This window comes from Flavonifractor sp. An9 (assembly GCF_002161245.1).
GTDB classification, from domain to species: Bacteria; Bacillota; Clostridia; order Oscillospirales; family Oscillospiraceae; genus Flavonifractor; species Flavonifractor avicola.
The window spans coordinates 77,855-101,249 of sequence record NZ_NFHC01000010.1; the positions used below are offsets into that span (position 1 = coordinate 77,855).

Here is a 23,395-nt window from a genome sequence, read left to right on the forward strand (position 1 = left end):
GGTTGCGGGATCGGACAAATGGCGGTAGAATTGAGGCACGCAACGCTTCATTGCTCATGTGCAACGGAGATGAGGTTTACAAAAAATCAGGTATCAGCTACGCTGTTGAGGTGAAGAAAGATGGAATTGACAGAGAGACTGGTTGAGGCGCGAAAGGCCAGAGGGCTTTCCCAGGCCGATGCGGCGGAGCGGCTGAACGTATCCCGGCAGGCCATCTCCCGGTGGGAGACCGGCGTGGGGACGCCCTCCCTGGATAGTCTGATCCAGATGAGCCAGCTGTACGGAGTGTCCCTGAATGAGCTGGTATACGGCCCTGAAACAGCCCAGCCCCGGGAGGAAATGACGGAACCGGAGGCGCAGCCGGAGTGCCCGGCGGTGCGGGAGCCCCACAGGCGGCGGACAGCTCTGCTGGCGACGGTTCTGGCCTTTGCCGCCGCAGGTATCCTGGGTCTGGGGACGTGGATCGGTTTTGGGATCGCCGGCGCAAGAGAGGAGGCTGAGATTCCTTGGGGTGATTTGATAGCAGAAGAAACTATGACCACCAAAGGAGAGTTTGATTTACTGCCATGGGAATGAATTGTAATAAGAAGTTAAAAGCGGCAGCTGCTTGCATTGCCCTGTTGGTATGTTTCGGTGTTCAAAGCCCGGCCTATGCAGCTGCAGGCAATACAGCTGCCGCACCTTGGTCCGGCACAGACAGATTCTCGCTTTTGGAGAACCAAGTAAACGCCCTTATTGAATCCAGAGCAACTGAAACTTATGTTGTCAGCATTCCAGCGAATTCAGCATTAAACGCCTCCAGCAGTTTCTCGATGTCTGCAAATGAAACAATTACCATTGACGCCACTTACTCCCCCTCCACTGCTAAACTGGACGTGGGACTGATTGCCTCAGACGGCTCTTTCCACTATTTCACCGCCACTGGCGGACGGATTAGCAAGACGATTCGCATAGAAGATGCCGGTACCTATACGCTGGCATTCCGAAACAACGCATCTTATAAGGTCACTGTTTCCGGTTCTGTCAACTATTAAGAAGCAGGAGAAAAGCGGATATACCTGCCCACCATGAGGCAGGAAAGGGGTGAGACCGATGGGCTAATCTATCGCTTTCTGGGAGGATATCACTGCTTTGCTGTCAAGTACGCTAACCGGAATATCTCTGCTTTGAACGCTATTCCCTGCTAGTTTTTTTAATATTCAACCCAAGCAATCTAACATTTAAACAGAGGGGGAGGAGTGCAGAAAAATGGAACCGAATCCATATAAAATAATCTTTGATATTATATTTGCTTGTACTGGGCTGATTGGTAGCATGATGGTCTTAGGCATTTCTCTTTTCCTGACGTTTGATGGTTCTTGGGACGGAGATTTGTGGGGCAATATGCGCTACACCGGCCTGAACAACTTCCTTATTTTCTTTGTTGTAATCTATTTGATTGGAATTATTCTAATCCTGATCCATGCTAAGAGTAGGAAAACTCCGTTTCATTAAGGAGGTTTGGACTCAATGAATAAGCGCTTAATATCTGCATTATTGTTTATAGCTGTTCTGTCCTCACTAGTCCCCGCCTCTGCACTTTCCAGCAGCGATATTCAAGAAGATTTATTAATGGCAGACTACAGAGCACAATCTATCATAAATGCCTACCCTAATGAAATAGAACTTGTGGAAAGTCTGTGCAATATATCTATCTCTCAAGCGGACGAAACTACTCTTCAAAAAATAGCAGAGACAGCTATAAATTATTATGATAATGACTCTTACGATTTTTCCGGTCTTATGACCTCACTTTCTGTTCTAGCTACCGAAAGAGAAATGGCCTCCTATTTCGACTCGCTCTATCCCAACAGTCTAGTAGATAATTGTACTGTTACTCCTTTTCAGGCATTTTCAGCACTAAAAGGGAAGCATATATGCGATCTGCCAATTGGAGCCACTTCAGAACGCTCGGGTACTATTTCTATAGGCATTGCCACCGGAGAGCTTATTAGTGCTGTAGAAATAGCAGCTGGTATATCTAAATCAACAACATATGAATTTGCCGGCCCAAGCCCTGGCGAAACAATGCATGATGGTAGTTATCCAACCCACCGTATTCTTGTTGGGGCATTCTGGGGATCCATAAATAAGGTAGAATTTGATGTGTATAATCCAATTACCGGTATGACAACGCACCATGTTGAATATAGGATCCCATCAGAAACCGCTTTCGTTAAGAGCTATGGGACACTTGCAATTATATTTACACCTTGCCGTATTGAAAGCGCAACCAAGTCTTACATTGTTCAGTATCCTACTTGGCCTGATTTTATCTCTACTTTTGAGACAACTCCATCTATAATTCTAACAGAATATTAAAATATGTTATTTTACCATGTTCTTAGTTTACCCACTAAGACAGTGGTTTAATGACCCAGATTCCCTTTGGTGCCCGTAGGCGGAATGAATCATTCCGCCTACGGGCCTTTTGCGCGCCCTCGAAAATTCACGAAGAATTTGTTTTTCTTCCAGGGCTGGATGTGATATAATACTGTAAATTATTATGGTCAGGAGGGGTTTGCATGAAAAACCGCGTCGCCGTTACCATCGCCGGGCAGGAGTACACCCTGGTTGGCACCGAGGACGCCGGCTATACCGAGAAGGTGGCAGCCCACGTGGACGAAAAGGTGCGGGAGGTCATGGAGGGCGCCCGCGTCTCCCTGGTAGATGGAGCTGTCCTGGCGGCGGTCAATATTGCCGACGAATATTTTAAAGAGGTGGAGGCGGCGGAGAACCTGCGCCGCCAGCTGAAGGAATATCTGGAGGAGGCCACCAAGCTGAAGATGGAGCTCTCCGAGGCCAAGCGGGAGATCTTCAAGCTGCAAAACAAGAAGTAAGGAAACGGGGGGCGGGATGCCCCCCTGCTCCGGGAGGGATCGTATGTTGGAACTGCTCGCCCCCGCCGGGTCCATGGAGGCCGTGGCGGCGGCTGTACAGAACGGCGCGGACGCCGTCTATTTGGGATACGGAGATTTTAATGCCCGCCGCAACGCGAAGAATTTCTCCCGGGAGGAATTTGCGGCGGCGGTTTCTTATTGCCATGTGCGGGGAACCAAGGTATATCTGACCCTGAACACCCTGCTCACCGACCGGGAGCTGCCTCAGGCCGCCGACTTTGCCGTGGAGGCCAGCACCCTGGGTGCCGACGCGGTGCTGGTGCAGGACATGGGCGTACTGCGGATGGTCCGCCAGGTGGCTCCCGATCTGCCCATCCACGCCTCCACCCAGATGACCGTCCACAATCTGGACGGCGTCAAAATGGTGGCCGATCTGGGCATGACCCGTGCGGTGCTCTCCCGGGAGCTGTCCCGGGACCAAATCGAATATATCTGCCAGCACTCTCCCATTGAGATCGAGGTATTTGCCCACGGAGCCCTGTGTATGTGCTACTCGGGCCAATGCTTCCTCTCCTCCGTCATCGGGGGACGTTCCGGCAACCGGGGCCTGTGCGCCCAGCCCTGCCGACTGAAATACGGCTGGGAGGGTAGGGCGGACTCCTACCCCCTGTCCCTGAAGGACCTGTCCCTGGCGGGCTACCTGCGCCAGCTGCGGAAGATGGGGGTAAAATGCGTCAAGCTGGAGGGCCGGATGAAGCGGCCCGAATATGTGGCGGTGGTCACCGGCATCTTCTCCCGGGCCATCCATGAGGACCGGGAACCTACCCCCCAGGAGATGGAGCAGCTTCAGGCAGCCTTCTCCCGTCAGGGCTTCACCCAGGGCTACTACCTGGACCAGCAGGGGAGCCATATGTTTGGCGTACGGGAGGAGACCCGCGAGCCCAAGGAGCTCTTCGCCGCCGCCCGCAACACCTACCAGAGCGGCGAGGCCCAGCGGGTGCCCGTCACCTTCTACGCCATGCTCCGCCCCGGCGAGCCCGCCCATGTGGGCGTGAAGGACCCCGAGGGCCGGGTATCCACGGTGGAGGGTCCGGTGCCCGAAGAAGCCCGCACCCGTCCCCTGACGGCCGACGCGGTGGAGAAGCAGCTTGCCCGCACCGGCGGCACCCCCTATCGGGCGGAGCGGATGCGGGTGCTGGTGGAGGACGGCCTGTCCCTCCCCCTGTCCACCCTCAATGCCCTGCGGCGGGATGCCCTGGACGGTCTCACAAAGCAGCGGGAACAGCTGCCCCAGCGCCGCACCGGCGAATACCACCCCGGCGCCCGGTATGAGAACCGGCGGGAGGCCCCCGCTCTCACCATTTCGGTGCGCTCCGCGGATCAGGTCACCCAGGAGCTGCTGGACCTGGGACCCGCCATGGTGTATATCCCCCTGGAGGAACTGGCCGCCCATCCGGAGAAAGCCAGCGCCCCGGCGGGCACCTCTATCGGGGTAATCCTGCCCCGCATTGCCTGGGACCGGGAGTTCCCCCAGATGGTGGAGAATCTGAAGAAGGTGAAGGACCTGGGGGTTACCGACGCCCTGGTGGGCAACCTGGGCATGATCCAGGTCGCTAAGGAACTGGGCTTCACCCTGCGGGGCGATTTCGGTCTGGAGGTCTATAACGCCCAGGCTGTGAAAGAATATAAACGTCTGGGCTTCTCCTCCCTCACCCTGTCCTTTGAGCTGAAGTTCCCCCAGATCCGGGATATTTCCAAGAGCCTGGACACGGAGCTCATCACCTACGGCCGGCTGCCCCTGATGATCATGGAAAACTGCATCATTCAAAACCGCACCGGCGGCTGCAAACAGGGCTGCCAGGGCACCAACATTCTGACCGACCGGAAGGGCGCCAAGTTCCCGGTGGTGAAGGCCCCCGGCTGCCGCAACGAGCTGCTCAACTCCCAGAAGCTCTTCCTGGCGGACAAGGCCGCCGACTACCGCCGCATCGGCCTGTGGGCCCAGCGGCTGCTGTTTACCACCGAAACCCCTGACGAGTGCGTCCAGGTGACCCGGCGCTATCTGGAGCAGGGCAGCTGGAGCCCCAACGAGTATACCCGTGGTCTTTATTATCGAGATGTGGAGTAACCATAGATGAAGCTGAGAATCAAAGCGGTGTCCCCCAGAATCGGCCGGGACCTGCCCTGGCCCAGCCGGGCCACCGCCGGCTCCGCCGGTATGGACCTGTCTGCCTGCATCGAGGAAGATATCATCATCGCACCCCGGCAGCTGGTGAAGATCCCCACCGGCATTGCCATCGCCCTGCCGGGGCCGGAGTATGTGGCTCTGGTGTTCGCCCGCTCGGGGCTGGGCATCAAGCACGGCATCTCCCTGTCCAACGGGGTGGGTGTCATTGACAGCGACTATCGGGGTGAGATCATGGTGGGGCTCACCAATCTGTCTGAGGAGCCCTACACCATCCACCCCGGCGACCGGATCGCCCAGCTGGTGGTGACCCCGGTGGTACTGCCCCAGCTGGAGCTGACGGCCGAGCTGGACGCCACCGGCCGGGGGACAGGTGGCTTTGGCTCCACCGGGCAATAATGGAAAGGAACGAAAATCGCATGGATATCATTCTGGCCTCCAAAAGCCCCCGGAGACGGGCGCTGCTGGAGCAGATGGGGGTGCGGGATTTCCGCATCGTCACCCCCGACATTGACGAGCACATGGACCGGGACCTGCCTCCGGCGGAGCTGGTGCGGCAGATCTCCCTGGAAAAGGCCCAGGCGGTGGCCGCCCAGGCCGACCCCAATACGGTGGTCATTGCCGCCGACACGGTAGTGGCCCTGGACGGGGTAGTGCTGGGCAAGCCTGCCGACAAAGAGGAGGCCTTCCGGATGCTCTCCCTGCTGTCGGGCAACCGGCACCAGGTATACACCGGCCTCACCGTACTGCGGGGAGAGCAGGTGTTCAGCCAGTGGGAGGAAACCGCCGTCACCTTCCGCTCCCTGACCGCTGAGGAGATCGAGGCCTATATCGCCACCGGCGAGCCCATGGACAAGGCGGGGGCCTACGGCATCCAGGGCTACGGGGCCCTGTTCATTGAGGGCATCAGCGGCGACTATTATAATGTGATGGGTCTGCCGGTGTGCCGTCTGGGTCAGATCCTGGGACAGCTGGGCATGGACTGTATGGCCCTGGCCGCAGCACGGTAAGAAAGGCTGGATGCAGGCGTGAAGGACTTTTTCCGGCGCAACGGACTTTTGATATTGATCGCCGCCATCCTGCTGGCACTGGTGACGACGGTAGTCTCCATGCTGCTGGGAGGCAAGGCCAACCCGGTGGCCAACTTTGTCAATTTCATCACCACCCCGGTCCGCAACGGCATCAGCGCCGTCACCAACTGGGCGGAGGAGCGCTACTCCGACGCCTTTGAGCTGGAGCAGATGAAGACCGAGCTGGCGGATCTGAAGAAGGAGAACGCCGAACTGCAGGCCAAGATCCGGGAGGCGGAGGCCGCCATCCAGGAGAACGAGCGGCTGTACAACCTGTTGGAACTCACCCCCAAGGGCAAAGAGTTCACCAAGGAGGCCGCCATGGTCACCGCCCGCTCCACTTCCAACTGGGAGTCCACCCTCACCCTGAGTAAAGGTTCTGCTCAGGGGATCGAAGTGGATGACTGCGTGGTGGACGAATACTGGAATCTGGTGGGTATCGTGGCCGAGGTGGGCGAGAACTGGTGTACCGTCCGCACCCTCATTGACGCCAACACCGAGATGGGCGGTCAGCTGGTCCGTACCGGCGGCGCCGCCATTCTGGAGGGCGACCTGGCCCTCATGGGCGAGGGCAAGCTGAAGCTGACCTACCTGCCGGAGAACAGCCAGCTCATGTCGGGCGACCTGGTGACCACCTCGGGCCGGGGCGGCGTCTATCCTTCCGGGCTGGTGGCCGGCCATGTGGAGGAGGTACGCACCGACGCCTCCGGTATGACCGACTATGCCGTCATCGTCCCCGAGACTGACCTGGGCAACCTCCAGCAGGTCTTTGTCATCAAGGACTTTACCATTGTGGAGTAGACCCTGAAGGAGGAACGTACCCTGTGACCAGACAGGATTTTTTCATCAAGTGGGGTGTATATGCCCTGGCCCTGCTGCCGGTGTGGTTTTGTGAGGTCTATATCCTCAACCGCTTTCCCCTGTTTGGGGTGATCCCCATGCTCCTGCCCCTGGCCGCCATCGCCGTAGCGGTGCTGGAGGGCACTGTTGCCGGCGCCGGGTTCGGCCTGGGGGTAGGCATCCTGTGCGACGCGGTCTATTTCAACCCCGACGGCGCCATGACTCTGGGCCTGTGTCTGCTGGGCTTCGGCGCCGGGGCGCTGGCCCAGTATGTGCTGCGGCAGAATCTGGTGGGCTGCCTGCTGTGCTCCCTGCTGGCCCTGGTGTGTATCGATGCTGTACGTATCCTTACCCGGCTGCTGGCCGGCACCGCCGCTCTGCCCGCCATGCTGTCCCTGGCCGGGCGGGAGATCGCCTGGTCCATGGTATTTGTATTTCCGGTATACGCTCTCTTCCTGTGGGTGTTTCACCGGGTCCCCAAGAAAACCGTTCTATAGGAAAAGAGAGAATAACGATGCAAGGTATCCATTCGGCCTGGAAAAAATACGGGCCCTGGCTGCTGCTGGCTCTGCTGGTGATCAGCCTGATCCCCATTCTGCTGCTGGGCCGGTACGACTGGCCCTCTGCCGACGACTACAGCTACGCCCTTTTGTCTCATGAGTCTTTGCTCAAGGGAAAATTTCCTCTGGTGGGCAGCTGGAAGTATATTGTAAGGTGCTACACAGGGTGGCAGGGCACCTTCTCCGCCATTGGCATGATGACCCTCACCCCCCTCACCTTTTCGCCCTTCCTCTACTGGCTCACCCCGGTGGTCATGCTGGCCTCCCTGTGCATCGGCACCTTTAAGCTGGCCCATACCCTGGTGTGCCGGGCTCTGGGGGGGACCTGGCGGCAGGTCATTTTCCTGGCCGTTCCCATTCTGCTGCTGTCCATCCAGTTCGTAGAGTCCCCCAAGGACACCTTCTACTGGTGGAACGGCGCGGTATACTACACCTTTACCTACGGCATCTTTTTGCTGCTGATTGAGCGGCTGGTGGCCCTCAAGCTGGCCTTCACCCGTCGGCAGACCCTGTGGGCGGTGATTCCCGGCGTACTGGCCGCCCTGATGGTGGGCGGAAGCAACTATGTCTCCGCGCTGCTGGGCACCCTGCTGTGCGGACTGTTCCTGCTGTGGTTTCTGTGGAAGGATCGGAAAAAGTTCCTTCCCGCCCTGATCCCCACGGCGGTGCTGGTGGCTGGCTTCCTGATCAGCGTGGTCGCCCCCGGCAACCAGGTCCGGCAGGCCACCGTGGCGCCCCCCATCGGGGTGGTGGACGCGGTGTGCCGCTCCATTGAACAGGCATGGGCCGATGTGCTGGAGTGGTTCAGCTGGCCCATTCTGCTGGTATTCCTGCTGATGATCCCCCTGCTGTGGGCCCTCACCGGCAAGGTGAAGTTCACCTTCCCCCTGCCTGTGGTCTTTTCGGTCTTTACCTTTCTCCTCTTCGCCGCCCAGAACGCCCCCCACTTCTATGCCCTGGGGGAGGCAGGACCGGAGCGGCTGCGGAGCATCGTGTTTTATTCCTTCTTCTGGCTGGTGACCTCCAACCTGTGGTACTGGCTGGGCTGGATTCGCCGGGCAGTGCTGCCCCGGCTGGCCGGTGGGGAGAAGGTGCTGCGCCGGGCCTGGGTGGCCGTGCCGGTGCTGCTGGCCCTGCTGGCTTTCACCACTGTTTACTACCACTACTACGACATGAGCACCGCCGGCCGGACCGCCGCCGCCCTGGCCGACGGCTCGGCAGAATACTACTGGCAGCAGCAGGTGGACCGCCTGCCTCTGCTGGAGGACCCCACCGTTACCGATGTGGTACTGAAGCCGTTGGACGTGCCGGCTAACCTGAATGATCTGCTCTTCAACGGCGACCTGAAGGAAGACCCCGCCATCTGGGTCAACCAGGCGGTGGCCAACTTCTACCACAAAACGACCGTTCGCATTCGCCCCTGACCCCGGAAGGAGACCTGAACTCGTGGAAGGCAAGCAATTCAACATCCGTACCCTGATTATTTCCATCCTTCTGGCATTGCTGTTGATTGGCTTTGTCATGGTCCTTTACAATCTGCAAATCGTTAAGGGCGATGAATACCGGGCCGCTTCCACGGTAAAGATCGCCAACACGGTGACCGTGGAGGCCGCCCGGGGAGAGATCCTGGATCGGTACGGCCGCTCTCTGGTGGGCAACCGTGCCACCTATGAGATCACCCTCAACTCCTCCCTCATGGGGGCGGAGGCGGAGCGCAACGCCAATCTGCTGGAGCTCATCACCATCTGCCGGGAAAATGATCTGGAATGGACCGATACCCTGCCCATCTCCAGGGACGCCCCCTTTACCTACACCGACGAAAACGCCCTGGTGTACACCAACAGCGAGGGAAAGGTCAAATTCAGCTACCTGGGATCTCTGCTGAACGCCCTGCCTCTGGGGGACAAGATCCTGCCCAACCGCTGGGACAGCGACGACCTGGCCGCCGCCTCCAGCGTGGCTGACCTGGGAGAGGGCCCCACGGCGGAAGAGGTCATCGACGGCCTGCGGCAGTACTTTCTCATTGACGAGTCTCTCTCCGACGCCAACGCCCGTGCCCTCATCGGCGTGCTGTACGAGCTCAATCTCCGCAGCCAGAACGTGAAGCAGACCGAGTATATCTTCGCCCAGGATGTGGATATCGACGTGATCTCAGCCGTGAAAGAGCGGAGTCTCACCGGCGTGAATATCTCCGCCACCACCGTCCGGCAGTACAACACCACCAGCGCCGCCCATCTTCTGGGCCGGGTGGGCTCCATTCAGAGCGCAAACTGGGAGACCTACAAGGCCAAGGGCTATAATATGAATGATAAAGTGGGTATCGACGGCATGGAGGCCGCCTTTGAGGACTACCTCCGGGGCAAGTCGGGCACCCTGATCCAGGAGATGAACACCAGCGGCAAGGTGGTCAGCGAGAGCTGGATGGTGGACGATGAGACCGGCGAGGCTATGGAACCCGAGCCGGGCAACCATGTCATGACCACCCTGGACCTGCGGCTCCAGGAGAAGGTGGAGGAGGTGCTGGCCAACACCATCGAGAGTCTGGCCGACACCAAGGAGAAGGGCGCCATCATCGTGCAGAGCGTCAACGACGGCGGCATTCTGGCCATGGCCTCTTACCCCACCTACGACCTGTCCACCGTGTACAGTAGCACCGAGGCCTATAAAGCGGTGTCCGACGATCCCCGCAACCCCTTTGTCAACCGGGCCACCAGCGAGATCTACTATCCCGGTTCCACCTTCAAACCTCTGGTGGCCATTGCCGCCCTGGAGGAGGGGCTGGTGACCCCCACCGAGGAAATCCAGGATACCGGCTCTCTCCAGCTGCCTGAGGAGGAGCACTATCCCTACGGCGACTACCATCCCCAGTGCTGGATCTACCGTCAATACCGGGGCACCCACGGCTGGGAGAACATGGCCGACGCGCTGCGGGACTCCTGCAACATCTATTTCTACACTCTGGGCCACCGGCTTGGCATTGATAAGATCGACGAGTACGCCGCCATGTTCGGCCTGGGCCAGAAAACCGGCCTGGAACTGAGCGAGGCGGAAGGCTATGTAGCCGGCCCGGAAACCAGCGCCATGCTGGGCCAGGAGTGGTACGGCGGCAACCTGCTGTCCGCCGCCATCGGTCAGGACAACACCAAGATCACCATGCTTCAGCTGTCCAACTACATTGCCACCCTGGTCAACGGCGGCAACCGCTACCAGACCCACCTGCTCAAGACGGTGAAATCCAGCGACTTCTCCGAGACAGTGTATGAGTATGAGGCTCAGCCTGTGGAAACCCTGGACCTGGACCCCGCCTATGTGGAGGCGGTGAAGAAGGGTATGTGGGAGGTGGCCAACGACGAGGAGAGCACCGTGGACCAGTACCTGAGCAATCTGGCGGTGGAAGTGGGCGCCAAGACCGGTTCCGCCCAGGTGTCCGCCGATGAAAACGCCAACGCCGTGTTTGTCCTCTTCGCCCCCTATGACGATCCGGAGATCGTCATCTCCATGGTGGTGGAGGGCGGCGCCTCCGGTGCCAACCTGGCCAGCGCCGCCGGTGAGATCGTGAACTATTACTTCGGCAGCGAGCATACCATGGAATCCATTGGGACAGAAAATACCTTGATCCGCTGAAGGGAGTCTTTTCTTTGCTGGATGCAATGACCTTTGACAGCCGGGACAGCCGGTATAAACAGCCCTATGGCGCGGTGCCCTCGGGCACTCAGGTATCCCTCACCCTGCGCCCCCTCCGGACGGAGGGCTTCTCCCAGGCGGTGCTCATCGCCTACTTTGAGTCCTCTCAGGAGCGGCGGCTGGAGCTGCCCATGGCCTGGGACGGCATTGACGGGGACCGGGACGTGCTCAAGGTCATCCTGGACACCGGGGACCATGTGGGGCTGATCTGGTACTCCTTCCGTCTGGAAGGGCTGGACGGCCGCCAGGAGGAGCTGGGCCCCTATCAGCTGACGGTGTACGACGGCACCGACCAGGTGCCCGGCTGGTTTGGGGAGGGGGTCACCTACCAGATCTTCCCCGACCGGTTCCGCCGCACCAGAGTGCCCGATCCCACCGGGATGCCCGGGGGCCGCACCGTCCACACCAGCTGGCGGGAGGAGCCGGAGTACCGGCCCGACCAGAACGGCGAGGTCCGCAACCGGGACTTCTTCGGAGGCGATCTGAAGGGCGTTATGGAAAAGCTGCCCTACCTCCACGACCTGGGTGTGGAGACCATCTACTTCTGCCCCATCTTTGAAGCGCCGGAAAACCACCGCTACGGCACCGGCGACTATGAGAAGATCGACCCCATGCTAGGCACCGAGGAGGACTTCAAGGCCCTGTGCGACGCCGCCCACAAGCTGGGCATGAAGATCATGCTGGACGGTGTGTTCAACCACCAGGGCTATGTGAGCCGCTATTTTAACGGGGACGGCTCCTATCCGGAAAACGGAGCCTGCCAGTCCCAGGACAGTCCCTACTACAAGTGGTACCACTTCTCCCACTGGCCCGACCAGTACGACTCCTGGTGGGGGATCTACTCCCTGCCCGCCGTCAACGAGGGGGAGCCCTCCTACCGGGACTATATCTTCGGGGATGAAAACAGCATCGTCCGCCGCTGGCTGCGGGCGGGGGCGGACGCATGGCGTCTGGATGTGGCTGACGAGCTGCCCGACGACTTTGTCCACGGCATCCACCAGGCCGTCCGGGAAACCAACCCTGAGGCGGTGGTCATCGGCGAGGTGTGGGAGGACGGCTCCACCAAGATTGCCTACGGCGTCCGCCGCAAGCACATCCTGGGGGGCCACTGCGACGGCCTGATGAACTACCCCTTCCGCAACAGCCTGCTGGGCTATCTGATGGGGGGCGACGCCGTCCACTTCAAGAACACCATGGAGGCTATCCGGGAGAACTATCCCCCCTTTGCCTTCCACTCCGCCATGAACTTTCTGGGCACCCATGACACCCCCCGCATCCTCACCCTGCTGGGTTACGGCGGGGACGGCCAGGACCACGACAAGGACTGGCGTTCCTCCTATTTCCTTACCCCGGAGCAATATCTGCTGGGCCGGTCCAAGCTGATGCTGGGGGCTCTGGTGCTTTTCGCCTTCCCCGGCTCCCCCATGATCTATTACGGGGACGAGGCGGGCATTGAAGGCTTTGAGGACCCCTTCAACCGCCGGACCTACCGCTGGGAGATGGCGGACGACGTGCTCCGCCGCTGGTACGCCAGCCTGGGCAAGGCCCGGAGGGAGCTGCCTGCCCTGCGCCGGGGGAGCATCCGCTGGTGGAAGGCGGAGGGCAAGCTGCTCTCCTTCCTGCGGGAGGGGGAGGGTCAGCCGGTGCTCACCGCCGTCAACATCGGCAAAGCTCCTGAGCTCATCACTCTGCCCTGGGCCGCCAAAGACTGGATGACCGGCATGGAGCTGCCCGCCGGGCAGGTGGCTCTGCCTCCCATGACCGGCTGGCTGCTCACCCCCTACCGGCCGGGGACCCGATAAAATCTGAAACGGGCCTGCTGCAACTGCAGCAGGCCCGTTTGGTTTATATTAGATCAATGACCCAGTTCAGGTCCCCATAGACCACGTCATCCTGGGTTCGGACGATGCCTCCTCCCGGACCGTCCCACCAGGTATCATGCTCATAGACCAGCCTGATCGCCCCGATCTCCACCGCCACAATGGGTTCCTCCACCCAGTCGGGGGCAGAGGCCAGCTGGACGTTCACATGGCCGGAGGTGAAGCTGCGGAAGCCCTCTCCCGCGTCGGGGTAACGCTCCCCGGAGGCCCCGATAAAGGTGACCTGATGGTGGAAGAGAGCAGCCCCCGTCAGCAGCAGGCCGTCGTCGTTTTCCTCCTGGTGGGCATATACCGACAGCTGCCGTCCATCCTGGCTGACCAGGGCAGTAACCGTGCCCTCCTCAAAGGTCCGGCTGTCCGTGTGGGCAGCCAGGGTCTCCGCCGAGGTGAGTTCCAGCCATCCGGTGCGGGACCCGCCCGCCTCCAGGTCCAGCAGCTCATAGGTCACCTCCCGGGGCGTTTCCTCCGGCAGCCGATAGAGGAAGGCCATGTGGACCCGGGACTGGTAACCATCCTCCCGCCAGGCCACCTCCGGCCCACAGTCCAGGCCAGAGAGGGACACCCACGCCTGGCCCTGGGGAGCAAAGCCGTTGTAGGGCAGCCACTCGGAGTAGACCAGACACCCCTGTTCCAGGGGGGTGTCCCCGGCGTAGACCTGGAGCTTCCGGGTGGCCAGTTGGTGCTCTTCCAACTCCGGGCTCACCAGGTAGAGTTCCAGCAGCAGCCACTCCCCCTGGCTCACCCCGTCCAGCTGGCACAGCCAATCCCCCTCAGTCCACTGGTCGGCCTCCTCCACCACCATGACGGGGGTCTCCGACGCTCCGGCACCGGCAAAGAACCGGATGATCTTTTGGACCCCCGCCGCCAGGGCCTGATAGTTGCCCACCCCCAGCACCAGGGCCAGACACACCAGGGCGGCCGCCAGCCGCTTGGCGGGGATGCTCTTCCGCCGGGGCCGCTCCGCCGCCGCCAGGGTATCCTCCACCAGATCCCGGCCGGGGGACGCCCGGTCAAACAGCGCCCGATAGTTCTCTTCCGTCATAGCTCTTCCGCTCCTTTCCATGCGTCGTGCAGCAAGGCCCTGCCTCGGGCCAGCTGACTGCGGACGGTGTTGGGACTGCGGCCCAGGATGGCCGCAATCTCCCCGGTGGCGTAGCCCTCGTAGTAGTAGAGGTGGAGCACCGCCCGGTACTTCTCCGGCAGGCCCTCCATTATCTGGAGCAGCTCCCCCTCCTCCTCCGTCCGGGCGGGGATGGCCTCGGACAGGGCCGTGGTATGCCGCCGCCAGAAGGAGGTGTGGAATTTTTTGCAGCAGTTCACTGTCACCCGCAGCAGCCAGGCCTTCCGGTGCTCCTCCTCCCGAAAGTCCGGCGCGGAGCGGAGATAGCGGAGAAAGACCTCCTGAAAGACGTCGTCGGCGTCATGGCCGCTGTGGGTCTGGGCCAGCGCCAGGCGGTACACCATGTTCCCGTAGGTCTCCACCACCTGCCGCAGGCCGGTTTCCTCTGCCATTGCCCTCCCCCCTTTCGCCCCTAACATCCCTGAGGGGGCACTTTTGTTGCATCCGCTCCAAAAAATAATGCTTGCGCCCAACGGCGGATAGTGCTATTATCATAGTATCTTAATCATACCATATGGTTCAAAAAGGAGAATCACCATCATGAAAGAACTGGAACAAAAGGTCGCACTGGTCTCCTCCTCCACCCGCGGCATCGGCCTGGCCTGCGCCAAGGCTCTGGCCGCCCAGGGCGCTGCTGTCTATCTGGGCGTGCGCCGTATGGACGCCGGTCAGCAGATCGCCGACGAGATCATCGCCGCCGGTGGGCGGGCCGGGGTGGTCTACTTTGACGCCGCCAACGAGGAGAGTTACTCCGGTATGGTGGACGAGGTGGCCAAGAAGGAGGGCCGGCTGGACATTCTGGTCAACAACTTCGGCGCCACCGACGTCAAGACCGATCTGGACGTGGTAACCGGCGACACCGACGACTTTTTCCGCATCGTCAACACCAACCTGAAGAGCGTGTACCTGCCCAGCAAGGCGGCGGTGCCCGTCATGGCCAAGAACGGCGGCGGCTCCATCATCAACATCGGCTCGGTGGGCGGCCTCTATCCCGACCTGAGCCGCACCGCCTACGGCGTCAGCAAGGCCGCCATCCACTTCCTCACCAAGGACATCGCCGTGCAGTACGCCCGGCAGGGAGTGCGGTGCAACGCGGTACTTCCCGGCTTCACCGCCACCGACGCGGCCCTGAACAATATGTCCCAGGCCTTCCTGGATCTGTTCCTGAAAAACGTCCCCCTCAACCGTCCCGGCCGTCCCGAGGACATTGCCGACGCCGTGGCCTTCCTGGCCAGCGACCGGGCCGCCTTCATCACCGGCGAGATTTTGCCCGTGGCCGGCGGCTTCGGCCTGCCCACTCCGCTGTACAGCTCCTATATGGGCGACGGCGCCAAAGGCTGATTCCAACTTCCCAAAAGGGCCCTTCGGGGCCCTTTTTATTTGCCCCGCTCCCCCGGACATGATATACTATCCTATCATACCGCAAAGGACGGCAGCTATGGAAAAATTAGTCGTGGGCATTCTGGCCCATGTGGACGCAGGCAAGACCACCCTCAGCGAGGGACTGCTCTACACCTGCGGAAAATTGAAAAAGCTGGGCCGGGTGGACCACGGGGACGCCTTTCTGGACACCGACCCTATGGAGAAGGAGCGGGGCATCACCATCTTCTCCAAGCAGGCGGTGCTCCCTCTGGAGCATCTGGAGGTCACCCTGCTGGACACCCCCGGCCACGTGGACTTCTCCGCCGAGATGGAGCGCACCCTGTCGGTGCTGGACTGCGCCATTTTGGTAGTCAGCGGAGCCGACGGGGTCCAGGGTCACACCCATACCCTGTGGAAGCTGCTGGAGCGATACGGGGTACCCACCTTCCTCTTTGTGAACAAGATGGACCTGGCAGGGGCGGACAGGGCCGCTCTGCTGGGGGAGCTGAAGGGCAAGCTGGATGAGGGCTGCGTGGATATGGGGGACAAAGAGGCTCTCTGTGAGCAGGCCGCTCTGTGCGACGAGTCCCTGCTGGAGGACTATCTGGAGACGGGGAGCATTGCCGACGCTGCCCTCACCGCCCTCATCGCCCAGCGGAGGCTCTTCCCCTGCTGGTTTGGCTCCGCCCTGAAACTGGAGGGGGTAGAGGACTTCCTCCGGGGGCTAGAGCAATATGCCCCCCGGCCAGTGTACGGCGAGGAGTTTGGCGCCCGCATCTTCAAGATCTCCCGGGACACTCAGAACAACCGGCTGGCCTGGATGAAGATCACCGGCGGCAGCCTGAAGGTAAAGACGGTGCTGGACGGCCCGGGCTGGAGCGACAAGGCCGACCAGCTGCGGGTATACTCCGGCCTGAAATTCCAGCCGGTGGACATGGCCCCGGCGGGGTCCGTGGTGGCGGTCACAGGGCTGGGCTCCGCCGCCGCCGGGCAGGGCCTGGGCTTTGAGGCGGAGGGTGCGCCCCCCGCTCTGGAGCCGGTACTCACCTATCAGGTGATCCTGCCCGAGGGCCAGGACCCGGTCACCGCCATGCAGAAGCTGCGCCAGCTGGAGGAGGAGGACCCCCAGCTCCATCTGGTATGGAGCGAACGGTTAAAGGAAATCCACATCCAACTTATGGGCCAGGTCCAGCTGGAGATTTTGCAGAGGCTTATTGCCGAGCGGTTTAACATGGACGTGACCTTCGGACAGGGGGGCATCGTGTACCGGGAGACCATTGCTTCTCCCGTCATCGGTGTTGGCCACTACGAGCCCCTGCGCCACTATGCCGAGGTCCATCTGCTGCTGGAGCCGGGAGAGCGGGGCAGCGGCGTGGTACTGGCCACCGCCTGCCCCGAGGATGTGCTGGACGGCAACTGGCAGCGGCTCATTCTCACCCATCTGGCCGAGCGGGCCCACCCCGGCGTGCTCACCGGCTCCCCCCTCACCGATGTAAAGATTACTCTGCTGGCTGGCCGCGCCCACCTGAAGCACACCGAGGGGGGCGACTTCCGGCAGGCCACCTACCGGGCGGTGCGCCAGGGGCTCATGGAGGCGGAGAGCGTCTTGCTGGAGCCCTGGTATTCCTTCCGGCTGGAAGTGCCCGCCCCCCAGGTGGGCCGGGCCATGAGCGACCTCCAGCGGATGGGTGGCGACTGCGATCCCCCAGAGACGGCGGGGGAGCTGACCATCCTCACCGGCTCCGCCCCGGTGGCCGGGCTGCGGGACTACGGCAGCGAGGTGGCCGCCTACACCAGAGGCATGGGGCGGCTGAGCTGCACCCTGAAGGGCTACTACCCCTGCCACGACCAGCAAACTGTGGTGGAGGAGCTGGGCTACGACCCGGAGCGGGATGTGGATAACCCCACCGGCTCGGTGTTCTGCGCCCACGGGGCAGGGTACAACGTGAAGTGGGACCAGGTGAAGGAGATGGCCCATGTGGACAGCGGCCTGTCCCTGGACGCACCCCAGGAGCCTGAGACTCCCTCCTCCCCCGCACGGCGGAGCAGTTCCGCCCCCGGCCTGTCCCTGGAGCAGGACAAGGAATTATTGGCCATCTACGAACGCACCTACGGCAAGGTGGAGCGCAACTCCTTCCGGCCCCAGCCCAAGCCTGCTCGCACCAGCCTGGACGAGCGGAAGTACAACGTCCAGACCCAGAACAAGGGGCCGGAGTACCTGCTGGTGGACGGCTACAACATCATTTTCGCCTGGGAGGAGCTGAAATCGGTGGCCCAGACCAATCTGGACGCCGCCCGGCAGCTGCTGATGGACCTGCTGAGCAACTACCAGGGCTTCAAAAAATGCGTGGTCATCCTGGTGTTTGACGCCTATAAGGTGCCCCGCAATGTACAGGATGTATTCAAATACCACAACATTTACGTTGTGTATACCAAAGAGGCGGAGACGGCGGACACTTATATCGAGCGGACCACCTACGAGATTGGCAAGCACCACCAGGTGCGGGTAGCCACCTCCGACGGGGCGGAGCAGCTCATCATTCTGGGCCACGGAGCCCTGCGTTTGTCCGCCACCACCTTCAAGGCTGAGGTGGAGCAGGTAGGCGGGCAGATCGCCGCCATCCTGGCCCGCAACAACCGGTCTACCCCGTCCCGGCCGGTGGCCGCCGCCCTGAAAAAGGCACAGGAGGGAAGCAAATGATCCCCATGCATATCATCGCCCGCATCCGCAGCGACTTCCCCACCAAGTTCGGCATCCCCCGGCAGAGCGGGCTGGTGGAGGAATTGAAGGCCACCATCGTCTTTGAGCCCGAGTACCGCAACCCGGACGCCCTGCGGGGACTGGAGGAATTCTCCCACATCTGGCTCATCTGGCAGTTTTCTGAGGCAGTGCGGGACAAGTGGTCCCCCACAGTGCGGCCTCCCCGGTTGGGGGGCAATACTCGCATGGGGGTGTTCGCCACCCGCTCCCCCTTCCGGCCCAACGCCATCGGCCTGTCCTGCGTCAAACTGGAGTCCATCCAGAAGGACCCCAAACTGGGTACCGTGCTGGTGGTATCAGGGGCCGACCTGATGGACGGCACCCCCATCCTGGACATCAAGCCCTATCTGCCCTACGCCGATGCCCATCCGGAGGCGCTGGGGGGCTTTACCGGCAACGTGGGGGGCAAGGTGCTGGAGGTGGAGTTCCCTCCGGAATTGCTCTCCCAGGTACCGGAGGACAAGCGGGAGGCGCTCATCGGGGTGCTGTCCCGGGACCCCCGGCCCTCCTATCAGCACGACCCCGACCGGGTGTACGGCATGGCCTTCGGCGGGGTGGAGGTGGGCTTCTCGGTAGACGGAGAGACCCTCACCGTCCGTTTCGTCAAACACGCCTCCCCCGCCGAAACGAGGATGTGAACTTATGACGGAAAAAGAAATCCGCACCATCAAGAAGTACTATACCCGTCCTGTGACGGCGGCGGCCTATCTGTGTACAGGCCTGCTGTCCATGTTTATCTGGATCTTTCTGGACATGATCCGAAGCGTGGTGTTTCACCTGTCCGGTTCCAGCATGGAGGTAGCCTATGTGGCAATTGCCATTCTTCTGATCTATATGGTCCTGTTTTTATTTCAGGGTGTCAGCGTCATATGGGGAGTCAGAAGAAAAAAGTGGGAGGTCATTCAGGAAAAGGCCCACACCTATCTATCCTACACCGACCGCTCGGCGGAGGTACTGGCCGCCAACACCGCCATCGCCGCCGGGCGGCTCATGTCCCGCTCCGACGACGACAGGGTAAAGACAGCGGGCGACATCAGCACTGCCGTGGGCGGACTCATCGGACTGCACGCCATTGTGAGCATCCTGTTTGAAATCCGGAAAAGCGCCAAGCGCATTGCAGAAGCTCTGGGCATGAAGCTGCCCTCCGTCAAGCTGCGGGTGGCGGTCATCATCCTGGTTCCGCTGGTCCTGCAGCTGGCCGTAGCGACACCCTACTACGTGCAGGCAGTCCGGGAGAGCCGGGAGGGCGCGGCCCGGGCGGCGGTGGTACTGGAGAAGCTGGAGCAGGTTTTTGAAGCCTCCTGTGACCGCGCATATGCCGACGACCCCATGGAGTATTACAAAGATTACGGGTACCGCGTAACGGGTTATCTGGAACATGAGGACAACGACACCCAGTCCTACCTGTCCGCCACGGTGAACAACGACGGCGTGGTGGAGGAAATTACCTACTCCCTGGACATCGACGTCAATGCCTCCAAGGAGGACAACATCGCTCAGGCAAAGGCAGATCTGGCCCGCCTGAACCAGGCCCTCCGTTCGGCGGATGTTCCCTTTCTGTCCCCCAACCTGGGGGAAGAGCACACCCTCAGGGAGGACTTTATCGCCCTCTTCCGGGAAAACTCCTACTACGAGAACTGCCGGTCCTATTATGATGAAGAGGGCCTGTTCATCGGCTACTATACGGAGAGCCAGGAGGACTACAACGACTACAGCTCCTCCTACATTTACATGACTGTGGAGCCGCCGGAAGAAGAGGGCTGACCGTCTGTTCCGTTAAAAAGGGCCTGCTGCACCATTGCAGCAGGCCCTTTGCCTGTCCATATTCCCCTTTCCGTCTCAGGTCTGGGGCAGGGAGTCGTCCTCCCGGACCCAGTCCTCCACATGGACCACGGAATAGTCGGTCTTGGTGTTGCGGATGACCACCCGCTGGATACCGGCATTGATAATGAGCCGCCGGCACATGGAGCAGGAGGTGGAGTTGGGGATCAGCTCCCCGGTGGCGGGGTCCACACAGGCCATGTACAGGGTGGCCCCGATGGTCTCGCTCCGGGCGGCGGAGATGATGGCGTTGGCCTCGGCGTGGACCGAGCGGCACAGCTCATACCGCTCCCCAGAGGGGATATTCAGGGCCTCCCGGGTACAGTAGTTCAGATCCACGCAGTTTTTCCGGCCCCGGGGAGCCCCGTTGTAGCCGGTGGCAATGATCTCGTCGCTCTTTACCAGGATCGCGCCGTAGCAGCGGCGCAGGCAGGTGGCCCGCTCGGCCACAGTCTGGGCGATGTCCAGATAGTAATTTTCCTTGTCGATGCGGCCCATGGGGACCCTCCTTTGTGTCACTTCTCATTTGATACCGTCAGTATAGCGGTTTTTTCTCCAAACCGCAAGTACTGCCTTCTCCGTCGGTCCATCGTTCATGAAATGTTTACGGTTGTATCCTTGACGAAAAAAGCCGCAGGCGCTATCATATAGACATCAAAAGTGCACCCAATTCTTACGTCAAAGGAGACGACCGTATTTCATGCTCATGAATTTTTTGCGAAAATTGATGTACGGACGGTATGGCAGCGATCACCTCTCCTTTTTCCTGCTTTTCCTGTATGTGGTGCTGATTTTCATATCGGCGCTGCCCCATATGGCATGGGTCTCCTGGCTGGCGCTGGCAGTGCTGCTGTGGAACCTGTTTCGGATGTTCTCCCGCCGCATTGACCGCCGTCGGGCGGAAAACGCCCGGTTTCTGGCCCTGTTCGGGCCGTTCATCCGCTGGTTCAAAATGCGGCGCACCATCCACCGGGACAAAGATCACCGCTATTTCAAATGCCCCAACTGCGGGCAGTATCTGCGGGTGCCCCGGGGCAAAGGGAAGATCACCGTCAACTGCCGCAACTGCGGCGCCAGTTTTGAGGAACGTAGCTGAATCCAGTCAAGGGCTGCTGCCGGACGCAGCAGCCCTTTTCATCACAGAAAGGGGGAGCGCCCATGAGACAGTGTATGGACGCCGACAATCTGCACCGCCGCTTAAAGAAAATCATCGGCCAGCTCAACGCCATTGACCGGATGGTAGACGAGGACGTGCCCTGTGAGGAGATGTTGATGCAGATCAATGCCGCCAAAAGTGCCCTGCACAAGGTGGGCCAGGTGGTGCTGGAGGGTCATCTCAACCACTGTGTCCGGGACGGCATCGAGCACGGCGACGCCGACCGCACCATCTCGGAATTCGCCAAGGCCATCGAGCATTTTTCCCGTATGAGCTGAAAAGAGGTGTGCCCCACAGACATGGGGCACACCTCTTTTTTATTTGCCCAGGGCACTCACTGCCGCCCGGACGGCAGCGGCGTCGGTGACCGGCACCTGCTCCTCCGGGGGACATACCCCGCCGGAGAAGGACACCGCCGGGTTGTGGGTGGCAGAGATGTCGGTCCGGCTGGTCTTGAAGGAGCCGTGGAGCTGATGGCAGCCGGTGGCCGCTAGCAGGGCGGCGGCGTTGTCCGGTTTCACCCCGCAGCCGGGCAGAATCTGGATGCGTCCGGCGGCATACTCCTCCATGGCCCGGATGGTGTCCGCCCCCGCCGGGGCGGAACTGGCCTGACCGCTGGTGAGGACCCGGGTCACCCCCAGCTCTATCAGCACGTCCAGAGCCTCCCGCCAGTCGGGCACCACGTCGATGGCCCGGCTGAACACGCTCTCCTTCTCCCCAATGACCTCCAGCATGGCGGCGCACCGGGCCCTATCCACCCTGCCGTCGGGGTGGAGACAGCCGAACACGATGCCGTCCGCCCCTGCTGCCAGCAGGGCGCGGGCGTCGGCCAGCATGGCGGCAAACTCCGCCTCACTGTAGCAGAAGCCCCCCTCCCGGGGCCGCACCATGGCCATAATGGGGATGGACACCTGCCGGGCAACCTCCATGGCCCCCATGGAGGGAGTCAGTCCCCCCAAAAACAGAGCGGAATTCAGCTCCACCCGGTCGGCGCCGGCCTGTGCGGCAATCAGCACATCCTCTGCCGAGCCGCAGCACACTTCCAGAATCATGGCAACACCTTCTTTTCTTATCTGGGGCTATGATACCACAAAGAAATGTGATATCATAGCCCCATTCCAAAGGAGTGGATCATATGGATCAGGAACTGACTTTTATCCGGCAGGCCCTGCCGGAGGACTGGGACAGCTACCCCCAGTCCCTGTTTGAGGCCTTCGCCGCCCACAGCCATATGCTGCGCCAGACCGTCCCCTGGTGCGCTTCTCTCAGCCGGGAGGCCTACCAGCAGTACGTCCTCTGCCCCCGGGTCAACGACGAGGATCTGTCCGACCACCGGGCATTGTTTTACAGCCATCTGTGGAACCGGGTGAAGGACCTGTCCCAGGAGGAGGCCGCCCTGGAGGTCAACCGCTGGTGCCATGAACAGGCCAGCTATCAGGCCCAGGACGACCGCACCGCCTCCCCCCTGACGGTATACCGCTGCGGCAGCGGCCGGTGCGGGGAGGAGTCCGCCTTCCTGGTGTCCGCCCTGCGCGCTGTGGGTCTGGCCGCCCGGCAGGTGTACGCCCCCCGCTGGTCCCACTGCGACGACAACCACGCCTGGGTGGAGGTGCTGTGCGAGGGCAAGTGGCGCTTCCTGGGAGCCTGCGAGCCGGAGCCGGTGCTGGACCGGGGCTGGTTCAACACCGCCGCCTCCCGGGCCATGCTGGTCCACAGCCGCACCTTCGGCCCGGTGGCCGACCTGGCCCTCCACGGTGCTCCCCTTGGCAGACAGGGCCAGGCCCTGTACCACAACCAGACAGCCCGCTACGCCCACACCAAAACCTACACCTTCCGGGCCGAACCGGGAGAAATCATTACGCTGGAGGTCCTCAACGAGTCCCGGCTCTGCCCCATCGCCGCCCTCACCGCCGACCACACCGGCAGGGTCCGGATGGAACTGGGCATGGGCGACCTCCACCTGTCTGCCGGGGAGAAGGAGGCCTTCTGCCACGGCCAGACCCAGGACGGGGCGGAGCTGACCCTCCCCTCCCCCTGCACGGACTGGACTCCCTTCGATTTCCGTGCCCCCCAGGAC

The 23,395-nt window shown here is 61.2% G+C and carries 24 protein-coding genes; 20 read left to right on the forward strand and 4 right to left on the reverse strand.

Annotation, left to right across the window (positions count from 1 at the left end):
* The first annotated feature begins 120 nt into the window (after positions 1-120).
* From B5G40_RS08420 to B5G40_RS08475, 13 genes are all read left to right on the forward strand, one after another.
* Positions 121-576: a helix-turn-helix domain-containing protein gene (locus tag B5G40_RS08420; RefSeq protein ID WP_087399328.1), complete on the forward strand. Its 456-nt coding sequence runs from the start codon at positions 121-123 to the stop codon at positions 574-576.
* Positions 573-1,034 (forward strand): hypothetical protein, encoded by a 462-nt coding sequence (locus tag B5G40_RS08425; protein WP_143383389.1) that lies wholly within the window; start codon positions 573-575, stop codon positions 1,032-1,034. Before B5G40_RS08420 ends, B5G40_RS08425 begins: the two co-directional genes overlap by 4 nt.
* 214 nt (positions 1,035-1,248) lie before the next feature.
* Positions 1,249-1,494, forward strand: coding sequence for a hypothetical protein (locus B5G40_RS08430; RefSeq protein WP_087390330.1), 246 nt, complete (start codon positions 1,249-1,251; stop codon positions 1,492-1,494).
* A 15-nt stretch (positions 1,495-1,509) separates the two neighbouring features.
* Positions 1,510-2,361, forward strand: coding sequence for a hypothetical protein (locus tag B5G40_RS16630; protein ID WP_143383390.1), 852 nt, complete (start codon positions 1,510-1,512; stop codon positions 2,359-2,361).
* Between the two features lie 203 nt (positions 2,362-2,564).
* On the forward strand, positions 2,565-2,879 hold the full coding sequence (locus tag B5G40_RS08435) for a cell division protein ZapA (protein WP_087188397.1): 315 nt from the start codon (positions 2,565-2,567) through the stop codon (positions 2,877-2,879).
* Between the two features lie 43 nt (positions 2,880-2,922).
* A complete protein-coding gene (locus B5G40_RS08440) occupies positions 2,923-5,007 on the forward strand; it encodes a U32 family peptidase (RefSeq protein WP_087399330.1) in 2,085 nt (694 codons plus the stop codon).
* A gap of 6 nt (positions 5,008-5,013) precedes the next feature.
* Positions 5,014-5,463, forward strand: coding sequence for a dUTP diphosphatase (dut, locus tag B5G40_RS08445; protein ID WP_087329773.1), 450 nt, complete (start codon positions 5,014-5,016; stop codon positions 5,461-5,463).
* A gap of 20 nt (positions 5,464-5,483) precedes the next feature.
* Complete coding sequence (locus B5G40_RS08450; RefSeq protein WP_087267431.1) at positions 5,484-6,074, forward strand: Maf family protein; 591 nt, start codon at positions 5,484-5,486, stop codon at positions 6,072-6,074.
* 18 nt (positions 6,075-6,092) lie between these two features.
* Positions 6,093-6,935 carry a rod shape-determining protein MreC gene (mreC, locus tag B5G40_RS08455; protein ID WP_087267428.1) on the forward strand — a complete coding sequence of 281 codons (843 nt, stop codon included), beginning with the start codon at positions 6,093-6,095 and terminating at the stop codon, positions 6,933-6,935.
* A gap of 23 nt (positions 6,936-6,958) precedes the next feature.
* Positions 6,959-7,471: a rod shape-determining protein MreD gene (gene mreD / locus B5G40_RS08460; protein ID WP_087399331.1), complete on the forward strand. Its 513-nt coding sequence runs from the start codon at positions 6,959-6,961 to the stop codon at positions 7,469-7,471.
* Positions 7,472-7,488: 17 nt separating this feature from the next.
* Positions 7,489-8,958: a DUF6056 family protein gene (locus B5G40_RS08465; protein ID WP_087399332.1), complete on the forward strand. Its 1,470-nt coding sequence runs from the start codon at positions 7,489-7,491 to the stop codon at positions 8,956-8,958.
* A gap of 22 nt (positions 8,959-8,980) precedes the next feature.
* Positions 8,981-11,158: a penicillin-binding transpeptidase domain-containing protein gene (locus B5G40_RS08470; protein WP_087399333.1), complete on the forward strand. Its 2,178-nt coding sequence runs from the start codon at positions 8,981-8,983 to the stop codon at positions 11,156-11,158.
* Between the two features lie 14 nt (positions 11,159-11,172).
* A complete protein-coding gene (locus B5G40_RS08475; RefSeq protein WP_087399334.1) occupies positions 11,173-13,020 on the forward strand; it encodes a glycoside hydrolase family 13 protein in 1,848 nt (615 codons plus the stop codon).
* A 43-nt stretch (positions 13,021-13,063) separates the two neighbouring features.
* On the opposite strand, the gene B5G40_RS08480 is transcribed toward B5G40_RS08475, so the two are convergent.
* Together B5G40_RS08480 and B5G40_RS08485 are read right to left on the reverse strand one after the other, a co-directional pair.
* On the reverse strand, positions 13,064-14,140 hold the full coding sequence (locus B5G40_RS08480; RefSeq protein ID WP_087399335.1) for a hypothetical protein: 1,077 nt from the start codon (positions 14,138-14,140) through the stop codon (positions 13,064-13,066).
* Positions 14,137-14,610 carry an RNA polymerase sigma factor gene (locus B5G40_RS08485; protein WP_087399336.1) on the reverse strand — a complete coding sequence of 158 codons (474 nt, stop codon included), beginning with the start codon at positions 14,608-14,610 and terminating at the stop codon, positions 14,137-14,139. Before B5G40_RS08485 ends, B5G40_RS08480 begins: the two co-directional genes overlap by 4 nt.
* Before the next feature lie 148 nt (positions 14,611-14,758).
* Here B5G40_RS08485 and B5G40_RS08490 point away from each other — a divergent pair, with 148 nt between their 5' ends.
* The 4 genes from B5G40_RS08490 (at position 14,759) to B5G40_RS08505 (ending at position 20,105) form a co-directional block, all read left to right on the forward strand.
* The gene (locus tag B5G40_RS08490; RefSeq protein WP_087399337.1) at positions 14,759-15,559 is read left to right on the forward strand and encodes a 7alpha-hydroxysteroid dehydrogenase; all 801 of its coding nucleotides are present in this window, start codon (positions 14,759-14,761) and stop codon (positions 15,557-15,559) included.
* Positions 15,560-15,656: 97 nt separating this feature from the next.
* A complete protein-coding gene (locus tag B5G40_RS08495; RefSeq protein WP_087399338.1) occupies positions 15,657-18,281 on the forward strand; it encodes a translation factor GTPase family protein in 2,625 nt (874 codons plus the stop codon).
* On the forward strand, positions 18,278-18,979 hold the full coding sequence (gene tsaA / locus B5G40_RS08500; RefSeq protein ID WP_087399339.1) for a tRNA (N6-threonylcarbamoyladenosine(37)-N6)-methyltransferase TrmO: 702 nt from the start codon (positions 18,278-18,280) through the stop codon (positions 18,977-18,979). The genes B5G40_RS08495 and tsaA overlap by 4 nt, the downstream gene beginning before the upstream one ends.
* Positions 18,980-18,983: 4 nt before the next feature.
* Entirely contained in the window at positions 18,984-20,105 is a 1,122-nt protein-coding gene (locus B5G40_RS08505) for a hypothetical protein (protein ID WP_087399340.1), read from the forward strand.
* A gap of 75 nt (positions 20,106-20,180) precedes the next feature.
* Here B5G40_RS08505 and B5G40_RS08510 read toward each other — a convergent pair whose 3' ends face one another.
* A complete protein-coding gene (locus B5G40_RS08510) occupies positions 20,181-20,660 on the reverse strand; it encodes a deoxycytidylate deaminase (protein ID WP_087188412.1) in 480 nt (159 codons plus the stop codon).
* Between the two features lie 208 nt (positions 20,661-20,868).
* On the opposite strand from B5G40_RS08510, the gene B5G40_RS08515 reads away from it, so the two are divergent.
* Together B5G40_RS08515 and B5G40_RS08520 are read left to right on the forward strand one after the other, a co-directional pair.
* The gene (locus B5G40_RS08515; RefSeq protein ID WP_242959337.1) at positions 20,869-21,258 is read left to right on the forward strand and encodes a hypothetical protein; all 390 of its coding nucleotides are present in this window, start codon (positions 20,869-20,871) and stop codon (positions 21,256-21,258) included.
* Positions 21,259-21,320: 62 nt separating this feature from the next.
* Positions 21,321-21,596, forward strand: coding sequence for a metal-sensing transcriptional repressor (locus B5G40_RS08520; RefSeq protein ID WP_087188414.1), 276 nt, complete (start codon positions 21,321-21,323; stop codon positions 21,594-21,596).
* A 39-nt stretch (positions 21,597-21,635) separates the two neighbouring features.
* On the opposite strand, the gene B5G40_RS08525 is transcribed toward B5G40_RS08520, so the two are convergent.
* Positions 21,636-22,370 (reverse strand): copper homeostasis protein CutC, encoded by a 735-nt coding sequence (locus B5G40_RS08525; protein WP_087399341.1) that lies wholly within the window; start codon positions 22,368-22,370, stop codon positions 21,636-21,638.
* Between the two features lie 83 nt (positions 22,371-22,453).
* Here B5G40_RS08525 and B5G40_RS08530 point away from each other — a divergent pair.
* Positions 22,454-23,395: transglutaminase-like domain-containing protein (locus tag B5G40_RS08530; RefSeq protein WP_143383391.1), on the forward strand; the 942-nt coding region annotated here is incomplete at its 3' end.

Excerpts from the sequence above, each read along its gene's own strand:
- B5G40_RS08440 (WP_087399330.1), top strand. The coding sequence starts at position 2,923 with ATGTTGGAACTGCTCGCCCCCGCCGGGTCCATGGAGGCCGTGGCGGCG.
- B5G40_RS08450 (WP_087267431.1), top strand. The coding sequence starts at position 5,484 with ATGGATATCATTCTGGCCTCCAAAAGCCCCCGGAGACGGGCGCTGCTG.
- B5G40_RS08465 (WP_087399332.1), top strand. The coding sequence starts at position 7,489 with ATGCAAGGTATCCATTCGGCCTGGAAAAAATACGGGCCCTGGCTGCTG.
- B5G40_RS08425 (WP_143383389.1), top strand. The coding sequence starts at position 573 with ATGAATTGTAATAAGAAGTTAAAAGCGGCAGCTGCTTGCATTGCCCTG.
- B5G40_RS08480 (WP_087399335.1), bottom strand. The coding sequence starts at position 14,140 with ATGACGGAAGAGAACTATCGGGCGCTGTTTGACCGGGCGTCCCCCGGC.
- B5G40_RS08435 (WP_087188397.1), top strand. The coding sequence starts at position 2,565 with ATGAAAAACCGCGTCGCCGTTACCATCGCCGGGCAGGAGTACACCCTG.
- B5G40_RS08485 (WP_087399336.1), bottom strand. The coding sequence starts at position 14,610 with ATGGCAGAGGAAACCGGCCTGCGGCAGGTGGTGGAGACCTACGGGAAC.
- tsaA (WP_087399339.1), top strand. The coding sequence starts at position 18,278 with ATGATCCCCATGCATATCATCGCCCGCATCCGCAGCGACTTCCCCACC.
- B5G40_RS08505 (WP_087399340.1), top strand. The coding sequence starts at position 18,984 with ATGACGGAAAAAGAAATCCGCACCATCAAGAAGTACTATACCCGTCCT.
- B5G40_RS08420 (WP_087399328.1), top strand. The coding sequence starts at position 121 with ATGGAATTGACAGAGAGACTGGTTGAGGCGCGAAAGGCCAGAGGGCTT.
- B5G40_RS16630 (WP_143383390.1), top strand. The coding sequence starts at position 1,510 with ATGAATAAGCGCTTAATATCTGCATTATTGTTTATAGCTGTTCTGTCC.
- B5G40_RS08490 (WP_087399337.1), top strand. The coding sequence starts at position 14,759 with ATGAAAGAACTGGAACAAAAGGTCGCACTGGTCTCCTCCTCCACCCGC.
- B5G40_RS08510 (WP_087188412.1), bottom strand. The coding sequence starts at position 20,660 with ATGGGCCGCATCGACAAGGAAAATTACTATCTGGACATCGCCCAGACT.
- B5G40_RS08520 (WP_087188414.1), top strand. The coding sequence starts at position 21,321 with ATGAGACAGTGTATGGACGCCGACAATCTGCACCGCCGCTTAAAGAAA.
- B5G40_RS08430 (WP_087390330.1), top strand. The coding sequence starts at position 1,249 with ATGGAACCGAATCCATATAAAATAATCTTTGATATTATATTTGCTTGT.
- dut (WP_087329773.1), top strand. The coding sequence starts at position 5,014 with ATGAAGCTGAGAATCAAAGCGGTGTCCCCCAGAATCGGCCGGGACCTG.
- B5G40_RS08495 (WP_087399338.1), top strand. The coding sequence starts at position 15,657 with ATGGAAAAATTAGTCGTGGGCATTCTGGCCCATGTGGACGCAGGCAAG.
- B5G40_RS08525 (WP_087399341.1), bottom strand. The coding sequence starts at position 22,370 with ATGATTCTGGAAGTGTGCTGCGGCTCGGCAGAGGATGTGCTGATTGCC.
- B5G40_RS08515 (WP_242959337.1), top strand. The coding sequence starts at position 20,869 with ATGAATTTTTTGCGAAAATTGATGTACGGACGGTATGGCAGCGATCAC.